Source organism: Hylemonella gracilis ATCC 19624 (assembly GCF_000211835.1).
Classification (GTDB): domain Bacteria; phylum Pseudomonadota; class Gammaproteobacteria; order Burkholderiales; family Burkholderiaceae_C; genus Hylemonella; species Hylemonella gracilis.
In genome coordinates this window covers 1-14398 of the sequence record NZ_AEGR01000087.1, presented here as the reverse complement: position 1 = coordinate 14398, position 14398 = coordinate 1, and the positions used below count along the sequence as shown (strand labels likewise).

14 protein-coding genes are annotated in these 14398 nt (G+C 68.1%); 6 read left to right on the top strand and 8 right to left on the bottom strand.

The genetic code is table 11. From position 1 onward, the window contains the following. Positions 1-52 precede the first annotated feature (52 nt). From gspD to gspF, 3 genes are all read left to right on the top strand, one after another. Positions 53-2275: a type II secretion system secretin GspD gene (gene gspD / locus HGR_RS13550; RefSeq protein WP_006298862.1), complete on the top strand. Its 2223-nt coding sequence runs from the start codon at positions 53-55 to the stop codon at positions 2273-2275. A gap of 10 nt (positions 2276-2285) precedes the next feature. Next, positions 2286-3845 carry a type II secretion system ATPase GspE gene (gspE, locus tag HGR_RS13545; RefSeq protein WP_193365422.1) on the top strand — a complete coding sequence of 520 codons (1560 nt, stop codon included), beginning with the start codon at positions 2286-2288 and terminating at the stop codon, positions 3843-3845. Between the two features lie 103 nt (positions 3846-3948). After that, positions 3949-5187: a type II secretion system inner membrane protein GspF gene (gene gspF, locus HGR_RS13540; protein ID WP_006298860.1), complete on the top strand. Its 1239-nt coding sequence runs from the start codon at positions 3949-3951 to the stop codon at positions 5185-5187. A 17-nt stretch (positions 5188-5204) separates the two neighbouring features. Here gspF and gspM read toward each other — a convergent pair whose 3' ends face one another. Genes gspM through gspG form a run of 7 tightly spaced genes read right to left on the bottom strand, consistent with a single transcriptional unit; the run spans position 5205 to position 10391 of the window. Beyond that, positions 5205-5702 carry a type II secretion system protein GspM gene (gene gspM, locus HGR_RS16885; RefSeq protein WP_006298859.1) on the bottom strand — a complete coding sequence of 166 codons (498 nt, stop codon included), beginning with the start codon at positions 5700-5702 and terminating at the stop codon, positions 5205-5207. Between the two features lie 49 nt (positions 5703-5751). Next, positions 5752-7065, bottom strand: a complete 1314-nt coding sequence (gene gspL, locus HGR_RS13530; protein ID WP_006298858.1) for a type II secretion system protein GspL — start codon at positions 7063-7065, stop codon at positions 5752-5754. A gap of 58 nt (positions 7066-7123) precedes the next feature. After that, complete coding sequence (gene gspK / locus HGR_RS13525) at positions 7124-8224, bottom strand: type II secretion system minor pseudopilin GspK (protein WP_039853596.1); 1101 nt, start codon at positions 8222-8224, stop codon at positions 7124-7126. Then, a complete protein-coding gene (locus HGR_RS13520; protein WP_138922537.1) occupies positions 8221-8910 on the bottom strand; it encodes a PulJ/GspJ family protein in 690 nt (229 codons plus the stop codon). The genes gspK and HGR_RS13520 overlap by 4 nt, the downstream gene beginning before the upstream one ends. A 29-nt stretch (positions 8911-8939) precedes the next feature. Beyond that, entirely contained in the window at positions 8940-9386 is a 447-nt protein-coding gene (gene gspI / locus HGR_RS13515) for a type II secretion system minor pseudopilin GspI (protein ID WP_006298855.1), read from the bottom strand. A 26-nt stretch (positions 9387-9412) separates the two neighbouring features. Further along, positions 9413-9949 carry a prepilin-type N-terminal cleavage/methylation domain-containing protein gene (locus HGR_RS13510; protein WP_169312704.1) on the bottom strand — a complete coding sequence of 179 codons (537 nt, stop codon included), beginning with the start codon at positions 9947-9949 and terminating at the stop codon, positions 9413-9415. Continuing rightward, complete coding sequence (gene gspG, locus HGR_RS13505; protein WP_039853595.1) at positions 9924-10391, bottom strand: type II secretion system major pseudopilin GspG; 468 nt, start codon at positions 10389-10391, stop codon at positions 9924-9926. Before gspG ends, HGR_RS13510 begins: the two co-directional genes overlap by 26 nt. Positions 10392-10443: 52 nt before the next feature. Between gspG and HGR_RS16880 the strand changes: the two genes are divergently transcribed. Next, the gene (locus HGR_RS16880) at positions 10444-11124 is read left to right on the top strand and encodes a type II secretion system protein N (RefSeq protein WP_081463547.1); all 681 of its coding nucleotides are present in this window, start codon (positions 10444-10446) and stop codon (positions 11122-11124) included. Between the two features lie 7 nt (positions 11125-11131). Here HGR_RS16880 and HGR_RS13495 read toward each other — a convergent pair whose 3' ends face one another. Beyond that, positions 11132-11476: an Mpo1-like protein gene (locus tag HGR_RS13495; RefSeq protein WP_006298851.1), complete on the bottom strand. Its 345-nt coding sequence runs from the start codon at positions 11474-11476 to the stop codon at positions 11132-11134. Between the two features lie 175 nt (positions 11477-11651). Here HGR_RS13495 and HGR_RS13490 point away from each other — a divergent pair, with 175 nt between their 5' ends. Both HGR_RS13490 and HGR_RS13485 read left to right on the top strand, forming a co-directional pair. Then, the gene (locus HGR_RS13490) at positions 11652-13796 is read left to right on the top strand and encodes a CHASE2 domain-containing protein (RefSeq protein WP_006298850.1); all 2145 of its coding nucleotides are present in this window, start codon (positions 11652-11654) and stop codon (positions 13794-13796) included. Positions 13797-13917: 121 nt separating this feature from the next. Further along, positions 13918-14398 (top strand): YncE family protein (locus tag HGR_RS13485; protein ID WP_138922535.1); only part of this gene is annotated, 481 nt, incomplete at its 3' end.

Here is a 14398-nt window from a genome sequence, read left to right as displayed (position 1 = left end):
TTTGCAGAGGACAGGGTTCGTGTCGTGTTTCTTGCTTGATTTCTGGTGTCGGATGCGTGTCGCGCTTTCCTTGCAGCAGGCGCGACGTCTGCTCGTGTCCGCGACGCTGCTGATGGGCTGTCTCTTGTCCATCGCCGCCATGCCCGCGTGGGCGCAGACATTTTCAGATCCGCTCACTCCTCGCACGGCGAACGCGGGCACGCTCACGCTCAATTTCGTCAACGCGGAGATCGACGCCGTGGCGCGCGCCATGGCTGCGCTCAGCGGTCGTCCCGTGGTGGTGGACCCGCGCGTGCGGGGCACGATCAACCTCTTGAGTGACCGGCCCGTCGGCGCGGCCGTGGCGATGGAGCAGTTCGCCGCGGAGCTGCGCGTGCGCGGCTTCTCGTTGGTGGAAGGCGATGGGGGCATGTACAAGGTGGTGCCCGAGGCCGACGCCAAGCTCCTGAGTGGCGCGGTGCAGGTTGGCGCTGACGGCGCCAGGGGGCAGCAGGTGGTCACGCAGGTGTTTCGCCTGCGCCACGAGAATGCCAACAACCTGGTGGCCGTGCTGCGCCCGCTCATCAGCCCCAACAACACCATCAATGTGAGCCCCGGGGCCAACGCCTTGGTGATCACGGACTACGCGGACAATCTGCGCCGCATCGCGCGCATCGTCGCCGCGATGGACGACGCGGGAGCCGAAGCCGCCGATCTCGAGATCCGCCCGCTGCGGCACACCCTGGCGGGTGACATCGCCCCGCTGGTGCAGCGTCTGCTCGACGGCGACGCCACCGCCGGCAACGCAGCGGGCACGAACTCGGCCTTGCGCACCGTGGTGCTGGCCGAACCCCGCAGCAACGCGCTGTTGCTGCGCGCTTCCAGCCCGGCGCGGTTGGCGCTGGCGCACACCCTGATCAACAAACTGGATCAGCCGCCGGCCTCCGATGCGGCGGCGGGCAACATCCACGTGGTGTACCTGAAAAATGCCGAGGCCGTGCGCCTGGCGGAAACCCTGCGCGCGGTGATGGCCGCGGACAGCGGCCTGGCCGGCAGCGCCGGAGCGGGCGCTTCCACGGGCGGGTCCACGACGCGCGCGGGTGCGACGCCGCGCCTGACCTCGGGTTCGGCCACGTCGGCATCGGGCGCGGGGACGGGGACGGGGGCGGGCAGCGCCACGGGCGGGCAGATTCAGGCGGATGTCCCGACCAACTCCCTCATCATCAGCGCGCCTTTGCCGCAATACCGGCAGCTGCGCGCGGTGATCGACCAGCTGGACATGCGCCGCGCCCAGGTGTTCGTGGAAAGCCTGATCGCCGAGGTCAACGCCGACGTCGCCAACGACTTTGGCATTCAGTGGCAGGGTGGCATCCCCTCCGGGTCCAGCAGCAGCGTGGTGGGCCTGATGGGCACCAATTTCGGCTCTGGCGCGGGCAATATCTTCAACTTGGCTTCAGGCATCTCCAGCGGCCAGCCCGCGGCGCCCGGCGCTGGGTTCACGGCGGGCGTGGGTGTTCAGCGTGGCAACAACGGGGTGGCGCTGGGCGTGCTGGCCCGTTTCCTTGAAACCAACCGCATGGGCAACGTGCTGTCCACGCCCAACTTGATGACCTTGGACAACGAGGAAGCCAAGATCGTGATTGGCCAAAACGTGCCTTTCGTGACGGGGCAGTACACCGCCAACAACAGTTCCTCGGGCGCGGTCAATCCCTTCCAGACCATCGAGCGGCGCGACGTGGGCCTCACGCTGGCCGTGCGTCCGCAAATCAGCGAGAACGGCACGGTGAAGATGGTCATATCGCAGGAGGTCAGCAGCGTGGACCCGACGTCGCTGACCAGCGCGGCGGGGCTGCGCACCTCCAAGCGCTCCATCGACACCAGCGTGCTCGTCGATGATGGCGCCATCATCGTGCTGGGGGGCTTGCTGCAGGACGAAAGCAGCGTCAGCGAGGAAAAAGTGCCCGGTCTGGGCAGCATCCCCGGCCTGGGCTGGTTGTTCCGCAGCGAGAGCGGCAGTCGCAAGAAAACCAACCTGATGGTTTTTCTGCGCCCCGTGATCGTGCGCAACACCCAGGACAGCAACCGGGTGTCGCTGGACCGCTACGACCTGATGCGCGCCGTGCAGTCGCAGCAGCAACCCGCCCGCGTGGGCAATGGCCCCGTGCTCAACGCCGAGGAAGCGGCCGTGCTGCCGCCGACAGCACCCAAGGCGCCCGTCTCACCAGTCCAGAAGCCACGCGATGGTCGAACGGACACCGAACCCGACGAGCCAGGCGCCCAACCCGCGACGCAGTGATGTCTCCCCCATGAGCGAATCCAGGTCGCCCGCTGTTCCATCCCCGCCCGTGCGCCGTCTGCCCTATGCCTTCGCGCGGCAGCACGGTCTTTTGCTGACGCCTGAGCAAGACGGCAGCGTGCATGTGCGCATCGGGCTGGAAGCCGGTGCGGGCGCCAATCCCGGCCTGCTTGCCGCCTTGGCGGAATTGGTGCGTCATCACGGCACTCAGCCGGCCGAGATGGAGGGCTGGGGCTGGCACATCGAGTCGCCGCAATCGTTGGCCGGGCGATTGAGCGCCGCGTATGCCAGCCAGGGGGATGCCAGCGCGGCCGATGTCGTGAGCGAAGTGCAGAGCGATGCGGACCTGGGGCGCATCATGCAGGAACTGCCCGCCATCGAAGACCTGCTTGAAAGCGCCGACGACGCGCCCATCATTCGCATGCTCAATGCCCTGCTCACGCAGGCCGCGCGCGACGGTGCGAGTGACATCCACATCGAGCCCTACGAGCGCCATTCCAGCGTGCGTTTCCGCGTGGATGGCGCCTTGCGCGAGGTGGTGCAGCCCAACCGGGCCTTGCACGCGGCGCTCATTTCACGGCTGAAGATCATGGCCGAGCTGGACATCGCGGAAAAGCGCCTGCCGCAGGATGGCCGCATCAGCCTGCGCCTGGGCGGGCGCGCCATCGACGTGCGCGTCTCCACGCTGCCCTCGGCCCACGGAGAACGCGCCGTGCTGCGCTTGCTGGACAAATCGGGCTCGCAACTCACCCTCGAGGCCGTGGGCATGGGCGGCGAGACCCTCGAACGCTTCGAACATCTGGTGGCGCAGCCGCACGGCATCATCCTCGTGACCGGCCCCACCGGTTCGGGCAAGACCACCACGCTCTACGCCGCGCTGCAGAGGCTGGACGCCAAGCGCGGCAACATCATGACGGTGGAAGACCCCATCGAGTACGAACTGCCTGGCATCGGCCAGACGCAGGTCAACGCGCGCATCGAGCTCACCTTCGCCAAGGCCTTGCGTGCCATCCTGCGGCAGGACCCCGATGTGATCATGATCGGTGAAATCCGTGACTTCGAAACCGCGCAGATCGCCATCCAAGCCTCGCTCACGGGTCACCTGGTGCTCGCGACCTTGCACACCAACGATGCCCCCAGCGCCGTCACGCGCCTGATGGACATGGGCGTGGAGCCCTTCCTGCTATCGAGTTCGCTGCTGGGCGTGCTGGCCCAGCGGCTCGTGCGCAAAGCCTGTGTCGCCTGCCAGGGAACCGGATTGATCCCCGCCCTGGGTGCTGACGCGCATGCGCTGTCCCCAGAGGGGGCACACCAGGCCTTGGAACGGCCCAGCGGCATGGTGGGCTGTCCCGCCTGCGCGCACAGCGGGTACTCCGGTCGCACCGGCATTTTTGAGCTGCTCACGGCGGACGATGAACTGCGCGCCCTCATCCACCAGCAGGCCCCCGAGGCGGACCTGCGGGCGCATGCGCAGCGCACCGGCATGAGGCCCATGCGCGAAGATGGCCAGCGCTTGGTTGATGCCGGCGTGACGACAAGGGAAGAGCTGCTGCGCGTGACGAGGGACTGAGGGCCGACACTGCGTCTCCCCTTAACCCATTCAGCCCTTCAGCGCAGTCTGCCCGTCATGCCTTTGTCCGAACGATTGTTCCTTTCCACGCGCCGGACGCACCATGCCCGCTTATTCCTACGAAGCCGTTGATTCCGATGGACGCAGCCAGCGTGGCGTCTTGCAAGCCGACGCGGCGCGTGCCGCCCGTGCCCAACTGCGCGCGCTCGGACTCACCCCCCTGAGTGTGCAGGCCGTGGGCGCTGGCAGTGCATCCGCCGCTGGCCAGGCGGGCCGTTTCAGTTGGCAGCGCAGGGTTTTCAACGCCAGCCAACTGGCGGTGTGGACACGTCAACTGGCCGGCTTGGTCGCGGCGGGTCTGCCGCTGGAGCGGGCCTTGGCGTCCTTGGCCCAGGATCTGTCACAAGACTCGGGCAGTCCGGAGCAGCAGCGCCTGATCGCGCAGCTGCGCGATGAAGTCAATGGTGGCTCCACCTTCGCGCGTGCGCTGGCGCAACATCCCCGAACGTTCGACGACAGTTATGTGGCCGTGGTATCCGCTGGTGAGCAGGGCGGGCAACTGGGGCAGGTGCTGGACCGCTTGGCCGATGAGCTGGATGGGCAAGAGGTGTTGCGGGCCAAGCTCATGGGCGCGGCGCTCTACCCGCTCATCGTCAGCGGTTTCTCTTGCGTGATCGTCGCCTTCTTGCTGACCTACGTGGTGCCGCAGGTGGCCAACGCCTTCAGCAGCGGCAACCGGGCCTTGCCCGCGTTGACGGTGTTCATGCTGGGCCTGAGTGCTTTCTTGCGCGCCTGGGGCTGGGCCTTGCTCTTGCTGTTGGCCGCCGCTGCCGTGACGGTGTACGCCTTGCGTCAGCAGGAGGGGCCGCGCCGCCGGATGGATGCGTTGTGGCTGCGCCTGCCCGTGCTGGGGCGACTGGCCGTGGGCTACAACGCCGCGCGTTTCGCGGCCACGCTGGCCTTGCTGGCCAACGCGGGCGTCCCCATCCTGCGGGCGCTGCAAACGGCCGCCGATACCCTGCACAACCGGGCCTTGCGCGCGGATGCCCAGACGGCCTTGCACCTGGTGCGCGAGGGCGCCCCGCTGGCGGCCGCCTTGGCGGCCCAGCGTAGCTTTCCAGGATTGCTGACGGTGTTCGCGCGCCTGGGCGAGCAGACCGGCCAGTTACCCGCCATGTTGCAGCGCGCCGCGGCGCAACTGGGGGCGGACGTTCAGCGGCGCGCCTTGCGCCTGGCGACCTTGCTGGAGCCCTTGCTCATCGTTGGCATGGGCTTGGTCGTCATGCTGATCGTCTTGGCGGTGATGATGCCGATCGTGGAGTTGAACCAGTTGGTGAGGTGAACCGGCGCGCACGCCGCTCAGCTTCCGCCGAGCAGGATGCTGCCCTGCCAGGCCACGGGGTTGCCGCTCACGCGCTGAAAGTCGGCGTTCTGGGGCAGCAGACGTGCCTGTTGCCGCGTGGCTTGCAACCAGACGGCGAGGGCTTGGGGCGAGACCTTGTCAAAACGCACGCTGTAGCTGCCCGGCGCGATTTCGTTGACCTGGGCGCCCGCATCGCCCGCGGCGGCGGTCAGGGCCTGCAGCACTTGCAAGGTGGATTGCCCGCGCGCGGCCGTGGCGGATGCCTCGGCGCCACGCTGGCGCAAGGCCAAGGCCTGGGCTCGGAGGACTTGCACTTGGTTCCACTGCGCCTGGGCCTGCTGCTGTTGCCGCGCGCTGTCGCGCAGGCTGCTCAAAGGCATGGCAATCCCAAGCTGCCACAGCACGAAGAACGCCAGCACGGCGCCCATCACGCCCAGGGCGCGCCGCTCGCGCGGGGACAGGCCCTTCCACCAGCTCAGCAGGTGTTGTTTCATGACGCGTCGTTGTTTCCGAATAGGGGGGTGTGCATCGCGGCCGTTGGATTCAGTTGCGCTTCAACACGCTCTCCGCCTGGCCCGATGTGCTGTTGGTGCCCGTGCCCGCGCCTGTCTGCACGGTCCAGCCTTGTCGGGCGGCGACCGCGGTCAGTGCCTCGCGGATCGGTGCGCCCGCGGCGTGGCGCAGGCGCGCTTCGCGCGGGGTATAGCGCAGGCTGTCCATCTGCAGACCGCTCAGCGCGGGGTCGGCGCCCAAGGCGTGGAGCAGGCTCTCCAGATCGGCGGGGCCGAGTTCTCCGGCGCCGTGGCGCAAGACGTCCAATTCCCGCTGCATCTGACGCGGGGCGTCCAGCACCACCGTGAGCTGGGGAAAGGTTTGCGCCGCGAGCCGCTGGGTGTCCGCGCGCAACTGGCGCAGCGCCGCGCGCTCTTGCCATGCCAGCACATGCAGCCCGACGACCTGGACCGCGAACAGCGCGGCCAGGCCCCAGCGCAGTGGGCGCCAGCGGGGGGCTTGCCACAGCGGGCGCAGCCACTCCAACAGCGCCTGGCCGCGGCGCGCGCCCATGGCATCGCGCAGGTCGAATTGCGCCAGATCCCAGCCGCTGTTCACGCCGCGTTGCCACTGCTGCGCCATGGGCTCGGTGGTCCAGGGCCTATCGGGCAGGACCGCCTGCACTGTCGCCATCGCGTCGGGTGTGGCCGTGCACACAGGCGCAGGTGCGGGTTTTTGAGCCCCGTCCTTGCTCTGCACCGCGCTCAGCAGCGAGGTCAACAATCCCTCACCGGCCGTGAAGGCGGCCAGGGGCAGCCCGAGCAGCCCTTCGGGGCCAGCGATGTGCAACCAGGGGCTGCCAGTCTCTGAGTTGACCCACAGATGGCATTGCGCCGCGTCGGCCACCGGCGGGAAGGCCGGGCAGATGCGCGTCGCGGGCCGGCCCGCCGCGCGCAGGGCGGAGAGGCAGGCGGTCAGCCAGGCGCGGTCGCAGGCCGCGACCCAGGTCAGGCCATCTCGGCCGCTCGCCGCCAGCGCGGCAGGCGGCAGCGCGAAGTGCAGTTGTTCGGGATCGTCCAGCAGGGCCTCTTCCAGCAGGCCATGCAGCGCGGCCAAGCGCTTGCGCGCGGGCACCTTGGGCAGGCGCACGCGATGCCAGGAGAGGCGCTGTGGCGGAACGATGAGCACCACGCTGGCGTCGTTCGGCCAAGTGGCCTGCGGGCCACTGCCGTGGGCCGAGCTGGCGAGATCGGAGAGGGTCTGATAGGGGGTGACCTGAGCCCAGTTCCAATCTTGCTCCATCAAGCGGGCGGAGCTCGCCGGCGCGGGCGCGGTGTTCGACAAGCTGGGGGTCAGTAGCAGCACAACGGGGCGAGAGAGGTGAAATTGCGAGCGTCGATCAGCATATCACTCGGACAGGCCGCTAGGGCGTTGTCAGGGGGTGGGCCGGTTCGCGGCCGCTGGTCCGCCAGACCGTGCTGACGGTGATGCCGTTGCGCACCAGCAGGGCACGGTCCTCGAACACCTCCTCGTCCAGCCGCAGCAGTCCGACGACCCTGAAGTAGCGGCTGCTGACCGCGTGACTTTGCGCGTTCGCCAGATGGCCGGGCATGCCCGCGGCTTGGAGGGCGGAGCTGAGATCGGCCAAGCTGGCGAAGGGGCGTTGCTGGCGCGCGGCGGCGATGCGCTGCGCCTGTGCCGACTCCAGCCTGGGCATGCTGGCTTGCAGGGCGATGGTGCTGGCGGTGTTGACGTTCAGTGGGGTTCGCTCGGGCAGCCAGGTGGCGTGAGGCTCCAGCGCTTGCAAGGTCTTGGGGGAGAGCCCCAGCACGCCCAGTTGCTCGAAGCGCTGCGGCAGCAGCGGCGCCGAGGGCGGGATGGGTCCGCCGCTGCCTGAACTCGCCGCGCCGTCGTTGCCATCCGCCGTGCGGCTGGTGGACGCCTGCGCCGCGGCCCAGGCCGCCGGCAGTTGGCGCAGCAGCAGGGCCAGTTCCGGTTCGGGCAGACCCAGCAGCTGGAACAGCCGCTGCGTGATGGCCACGTCCGCGGGCGAGAGTGTGACGCGAGCCCCCGCGCCTTGTCCGTCGGCAGAGAGCAGGTTGCGCAGATTGATGCGGCCTTGCACGTCGGTCACGGTTCCGGACAGAAAGGCCTGGCGCAAGAGGTCTTCGCTTTGCGTGACTTCCTGGCGTGGGCCACCTGCGCTCTTGCCCCCGCGATCCAAGTTCAGGAAGTCTGACAGACGCGCCTCTTGCAGGGGCACGCTCCAGGGCTCGCCCAAATGATCGATTTGGCTCGCGCGGGCGTCCTCCCGCAGAATGAGGCGGGCCCAATCCATCGCGCCCACCAAGACCCAGGCCGCTTCGTGGCGTTGGCGTTCGGCGCGTTCGACCGCCCAAGCCTGCCACTGGCGCCAGTAAGCACTGGAGGCCAAGGTGGCCACCAGGGCCACGACCAGCATCGCCATCAGCAGGGCGCTGCCCCGTTCCCGCCGGAGGCCAGGGCGCGAAGGAGGGGATCTCATGGAACGCTGCCCTCCGTGCGCGGCCCGTTGTAGCTGGGATGCACCCAGTCGACCCGCAATTGCCGTGTCTGCGGCTGGTCGGCTCCGGGCAGGGTCAGCAGCAGGCGGATGCCACTGGGCGCGGCCCGGTCACCCGTTTCCGCGTTCCCGGGGCCACCACTGCTCGATTGCGGATGGCTCCAGGCCCCACCGCGGTAATAGAACAACTGCCAGTCGTCCACGGCGGGCAACAGCGTTTGCTGGGCGCGCAAGGCTTCGGTGGGATTGCGCGCCCACAGGCGCGCGGCTTGCCAGGCTTGCAACAGGGCCAAGCGCTCGCGCAGCACGGGCGAGGCCCAGCGCGCCAGGCGGCGCGTGCCTTGTGCGTCGGGCTGCAGGCCCCAGGCCACCACCTGCCAACCCGGCGCGTGGTCGTCGGGCAAGGGGGCGGCACGCCGCACCCACTGGATGACCAAGCCATCGAAGACCGGCGCCGGTTCCGGCGCGAGGTCCTCCATCGCGTCCAAGTCGGTCTGCCACTGGGCCAATGCCACTCGCCAACCTTGCCAGTGTTCGGTGCGCTCCTGAGTCCACGTGTCGGTCTTGCTCAAGGTGTCGAGCGTGCGCCATGCCAGCAGCGTCAGCACCGAGAGGATGCTGATGGCCAGCAGCAGCTCGAGCAGGGTGAAGCCTCGTTGCTTGCGCATGGATTGCGGTTCGATCAAGCCAGGCGGGCTCAGTACCGCCCCACGAGGGTGGACAGCTGCAACAGCGAGGTGGGAGCGTCGGTGGGGTTTCCATCGACCGGCTGAGGCTTGTAGACCTGGACCCGCACGGCGCGAAACGATGGATTGGGCGTGGGGTTGATGCTCAGATGCAGGGGGTAGGCCATGCCCATCTGCACGCAGGAGTCATCGTGCTCGCCCGTGGGTGGGTACAGCGCATGCAGGCGCAGGCTGGTGAGCGCGTTGCGCGCGCACAGTTGCGCCAGCCACTGGTCGGTTTGACGCTCGGCCAATCGTTCCAGGGCCCGCGCGCCCTGCAGGCCGGCGAGCAGCGCCGTGCCAGTGATGCTCAGCGCCACCAGAACTTCAATCAGCGTGAACCCCTGTTGAGCGCCGCGTCGGCGGCGTCGGAGGCGCGCGCGGTCTTTCAACGGGGGCTGGAGGGTTTGGCAGTGCATGGTAGGGCGATGGGGGTTGCGGGTGTTCAAGGGGCCGGTCGCGCGCCTTGCGTGCCGAGATCCGCGACGCCATCGGCGGGACCGGCTGGCCACACCAAGAACGCCTGCGCGCCATCCGTGCCGATGTCCACGGCCTGGCCATCGACCTGCAGGCGCAGGCGCTGCGGGGGCAGCACGGGTTCTGGGCCCAGCAGCAGCATGGTGCCCGCGGGCTGCAGGACGACCGCCGATGTGTCCTCGCGCAACCAGCGGTACTGACGTGTCATCGGTTCTCGCTCTGGGGTCTGCGATGTCAGTCCAGGAAACTCGAAACCCCCTTCGATGGCGCGCCATTGCACAGGTCGGCCTTGGCTTTGAGACTGGGCACGTGCTTCCTCCAACAAAGCCGTGAGGCGCTGGGCTTCGCGCAGCGGCGCGTGCCGGCTTTGCTGGCTGATCGTCCAGACCGCGCCGCCGCTCAGGAGCGCGACGATGAACAGCACCACCAGCAGTTCCAGCAGGGTGAAGCCGCGCTGGAGATGACGTTCGCGCGCGTTTTCACTGCCAGCTGCCGACATCGGCATTCGGTCCTTCCCCCCCAGGTTCGCCGTCCGCGCCCAGCGACAGCACGTCCACGTCATCGTGCATGCCCGGGTTGAGGTAACGGTAGGGACGTCCCCAGGGGTCCGGCGGCAGTTTGTCCAGGTAGCGCCGCCAGTTCACGGCCGCGGGGCCGGTCTCGGGCCGGTTGACCAGCGCGGCCAGTCCTTGTTCGGCGCTGGGGTAGCGTTGATTGTCGAGTCGGTAAAGCTTGAGGGCTTGCTTGATGTTGTTCACATCGGTGCGCGCGGCGGTGACGCGGGCATCGTCCGCGCGGTCGAGCACATTGGGCACGATGAGCGCGGCCAGCACGCCGATGATGACGAGCACCACCATCAATTCAATGAGGGTGAAGCCGCGCTGGCGGCGGGAACTTGCCGCCCGGTCGCGGGCTTGTAGGGAGTCTGTAGGGCGCTGCGAAAGCATGGCAGTTGATTCGGGATGAAAAAGTGCGCGAGGGGATGGCGATAATGCGGCCATGCACAGCGTGTCGATCGTAAGCAAACGCAAGGCGTTCTCCGCTCGTCCAGCGCATGGGCCCGCGGTGGCCGCGTGGAGTATATGGCGCGCCCGCCTGTTGACCTTGCTGGTTTGGGGGGGAGTCGGGTGGTCGGCCACGTACTGGGTGCTGAGCGCGAGCCCCAGCGCTCCTCGAATGGAGATCGATGGCCAAGTCGCGGCCACGGAGGATGCGTTCAGCGATGCGCAAGCTGTCGCGCGCGCCCTGGGCTCGCCGTCGACCGTGACCGTCAGTGACGTGACCACGGCTCGTTACAAATTGCTGGGTGTGGCGGCGGGGGCCCAGGGCGTGGCGCTGATCGCCATCGACGATCAGCCGGGGCGTCCCTATCGGTTGAACGCCACGCTGCCCGATGGCGCGCGCATCGTGGCGCTGGGTCGAGACAGCGCCTCCGTGCGCCTGAACGATGGACAGACCATGATCTTGAGGGTCTCGGAGCTGATGTCAGGCGCTTCGGCCGCGGCTGCGTCCGTGCCGCCCGTGATGACGGGTAGCGAGCAAGCGCAGCTGCCCGTGGAAGCCCTGGCCGAGCCTCAGGGGGGCAGGGAGCGCAACAGCGACGACGGCAGTGTGCGTCTCAAGCGCGGCAAGGAGGCCGCGAACTCGGCGGCCGACGTGATCTTGGAGCGCCGGGACTGAAGCAGGATCAGAACGGGATCTTGCCGGTCCAGATGTCTTTGTACATGACCCAGTCCCCCATGAAGCTGTAGAGCGGGCGCTGGAAACTGGCGGGCTTGTTTTTCTCGAACACGAAATGCCCCACCCAGGCAAAGCCGTATCCGCAGACCAGGCCGAGCGCCAGCCAGAACCAGGTCCCCGTGGCCAGCAGCAGGCCCAGGCAAACCAAGGCCAGGCTGCTGCCGGTGAAATGCAGACGGCGGCAGGTGCGGTTGCGGTGCTCGCCCAGGTAGAAGGGGTAGAAGTCCGCGAAGCGCTTGAAAGCCCGGGGATCAACGCTCCCGGGCACGGCCTCGTGCGTGGCGTGGTTCATGCTTGTCTCCTGGTGAGTGGGCTGGCGGCTCGGGCGGCACAGGGGCCGGCGTGTCGGCCAGCGTAAAGGCCAGCGTGTGGGCCAATCCATGGGCGCCGCCCAGGCAAAGTCCAAGCGAGAGGGCGGCGCAGGTATAGTGCGCCACGCCCGAAGACAAGGCAAGAGAGGTAACCGCATGGGCCGGGATACGCGGGCCGGCAAGGCCGGACTGAGCGACAGCGAGGCAAGCAAGGCGCGGGGCGCGGCGAAGGTGAGCCGTGGCGCGCTTGGAGGGCGCTGGGTGTCGCTGCTGCTTGCCCTGCTGGCGGTCACGGCGGTGGTGTGGCTCTACTACGCCCAAAACGACTTTCTGGAAGGTTTCGAGGCACGCAGCTACGACTTGCGCTTCAAGAGCCTGCGGGGGCCCTTGCCGGTCCAGTCCGACATCACCATCATCGCCATCGACGACAAGAGCATCGCCGCGCTGGGCCGCTACCCCTGGACCCGCCAGCAGTACGTGCGTTTGCTGGACAAGCTGGAAGCGTCCAAGCCGCGTGTCGTCCTGTTCGACGTCTTTTTCCCCGAGCCAGAAAACCCAGCGGTCGACGCCGCCCTGGCGCAGGCCCTGGCCCGCGCGGGCAATGTGGTGCTGGCCTCGACGTTCTCGTTCGACACGCAAGGCCGCGTCACCGGGCGCATGGGCAGCTTGCCGGCGTTGGAGGCAGCCGCCGCGGGCCGGGCGCACATCAATCTGCGGCCCGAGGATGACGGGGTCAACCGCCGCAACGACCTGCGCATCGCCTACCTGGACGGGGCGTCCGGGCAGACCCGACTGATGCCCTCGCTGGGCCTGTCGGCGGCGCTGTTCATGCTGGGCGCGGACAGTTTCGGCGCGGAGCCCTTCCGCGTCTGGATCGCCCGAGGGCAAGAGCTGCTGCGCAGTGTGCCCGTCAACGCCGATGGCGCCTTGTGGATCAACTACCTGGGCTCCGCGGGGGCCTACCCGCGCGTCTCCTTCGTGGATGTGCTGGAAGGCCGGGCCGATCCGGCGCTGTTGCGCGACAAGGCGGTTTTCCTGGGCGCGACCGCGCTGGGGGTGTATGACATGCGGGTCACGCCTTTTCACCCCAACACGCCGGGGGTGGAAGTGCATGCCGCGGTGGCCGACAACATCCTCAGCCAGCGCTATGTCCATCGCACGGGCATGCAGGCCCTGTTTGATCTGCTGATGATCGTGCTGATCGGTTTCCTGAGCTTCTTCATCACGGCACGCATGCGCCTGCAGCGCGCCATGGCCGTGGTGCTGGGCTTGGTGGTGTGTTACCTGGGGCTGGCCTACTGGATGTTCCTGCAAGGGCAGTGGGTCAGCATGGTGTACCCGCCGGTGGCGGCCTTGCTGGCCCTGATGCTGGGCGGTGGCTGGCGCTTCATGGTGCTGGAGCGCAGCGCGCGACAAATGCGGGCCATGTTCTCGAGCTACGTCTCCAGCAAGCTGGTCAGTCAGCTGGAGCAGAACCCCGACGCCGCGCGCATCGGCGGTGACAGCCGGGAGGTGACCGTGCTGTTCACCGACATCAAGGGCTTCACTACCTTCAGCGAGCGCAACCCGGCCGAGGTGGTGGTGGACCGCCTCAACGAGTACCTGTCCGCGATGGTTCAGATCATCCACGCGCACGACGGCACCGTGGACAAGTTCATGGGCGACGGCATCATGGCCTATTGGGGGGCGCCGCTGCCGCAGGCGGACCATGCCCGCCTGGCGCTGCGTTGCGCGCTGGGCATGAAGGCCAAGATGGCCGAGTTGACCGATGCCTGGCGCGCGCGCGGGGTCGAGCCTTTCCAGATCCGCGGCGGCATCCTCAGCGGCCGGGTGGTGGCGGGCAACATCGGCTCGTCCGGGCAGAAGATGGAGTACACCGTCATCGGTGACACGGTCAACCAGGCTTCCCGCCTCGAAGGCGCGGGCAAGACCTATGGCATCGATTTCACGGTGGGCGAGTCGACGAAGCGGCTCGTGGACGCCGATGGAGAGTTCGGCTTTCGCCGTCTCGACTGTGTGCGCGTCGTGGGCAAGACCGAGCCTGTGGAGCTGTTCGAGTTGCGGCCCGCCGCGCCGTCCGCGGACCAGGGCGGCGCAGACCCGCTGGTTGACCGCTTCGAGGCGGCCCTGGGCCACTACCGCGCCCGCCGCTGGGAGGGGGCTGTGAATTCCTTCCGCAAGCTGGTGGCCGACTTTCCGCAGGACGGACCCAGCGCGCTATATTTGCAACGCTGCATCGAATTCCAAGCCCGGCCGCCCAGCGCCGACTGGGACGGTGTCTTCAACCGGCAGGAAAAATGAGATCCCGGGCCGGCGCAAGTGCCGATGGACAAAACGCCATTTCGGACACAAAACTTGGTTTGCCGTGCCTGCCCTCCATGTCCGTTCGCACGATTGTTTCGTTTCCAGAGGATTGATGACCATGCGTTCCCATTTCGCCGCCCTGCGGCTCCATGCCATCAGTGCCTTGCTGCCCGGACTGCTGGCCTTGTGCGGCGCCAGCTTGGGGCTGCTGGGTTTCTTGGGGGCCGCTCAGGCGCAGACTCCGCGGGTGGAGTTCGTGCGCTCCGTGTCCACGGCCGATCTGCGCAAGCTGCTGGGCATGGACGCCAAGCACCTTTACGTTGCGCGCAAGAGCGGCCAGGTGGATGCGCTGAACGTGGAGACGGGCCAGGTCGCCTTCAGCTTGCAACTGCAGGACGCCAAGGGCAAGAAGCTGCTGGGCCGCGCCGAGGAGGCGGTGGTGGTGGCGGACACCCTGTATGTGCTGGACGGTGCTGAAAACCGCGTCGTGTTGTTCGGCCTCGACGGCAAGTACCAGGGCACGATCGGCGGCCGTGGCGAGGCCGGGTTGTCATCGCCTCAGGGCTTGGCGGTCGCGGGGGGGATCGTCTACGTCGCCG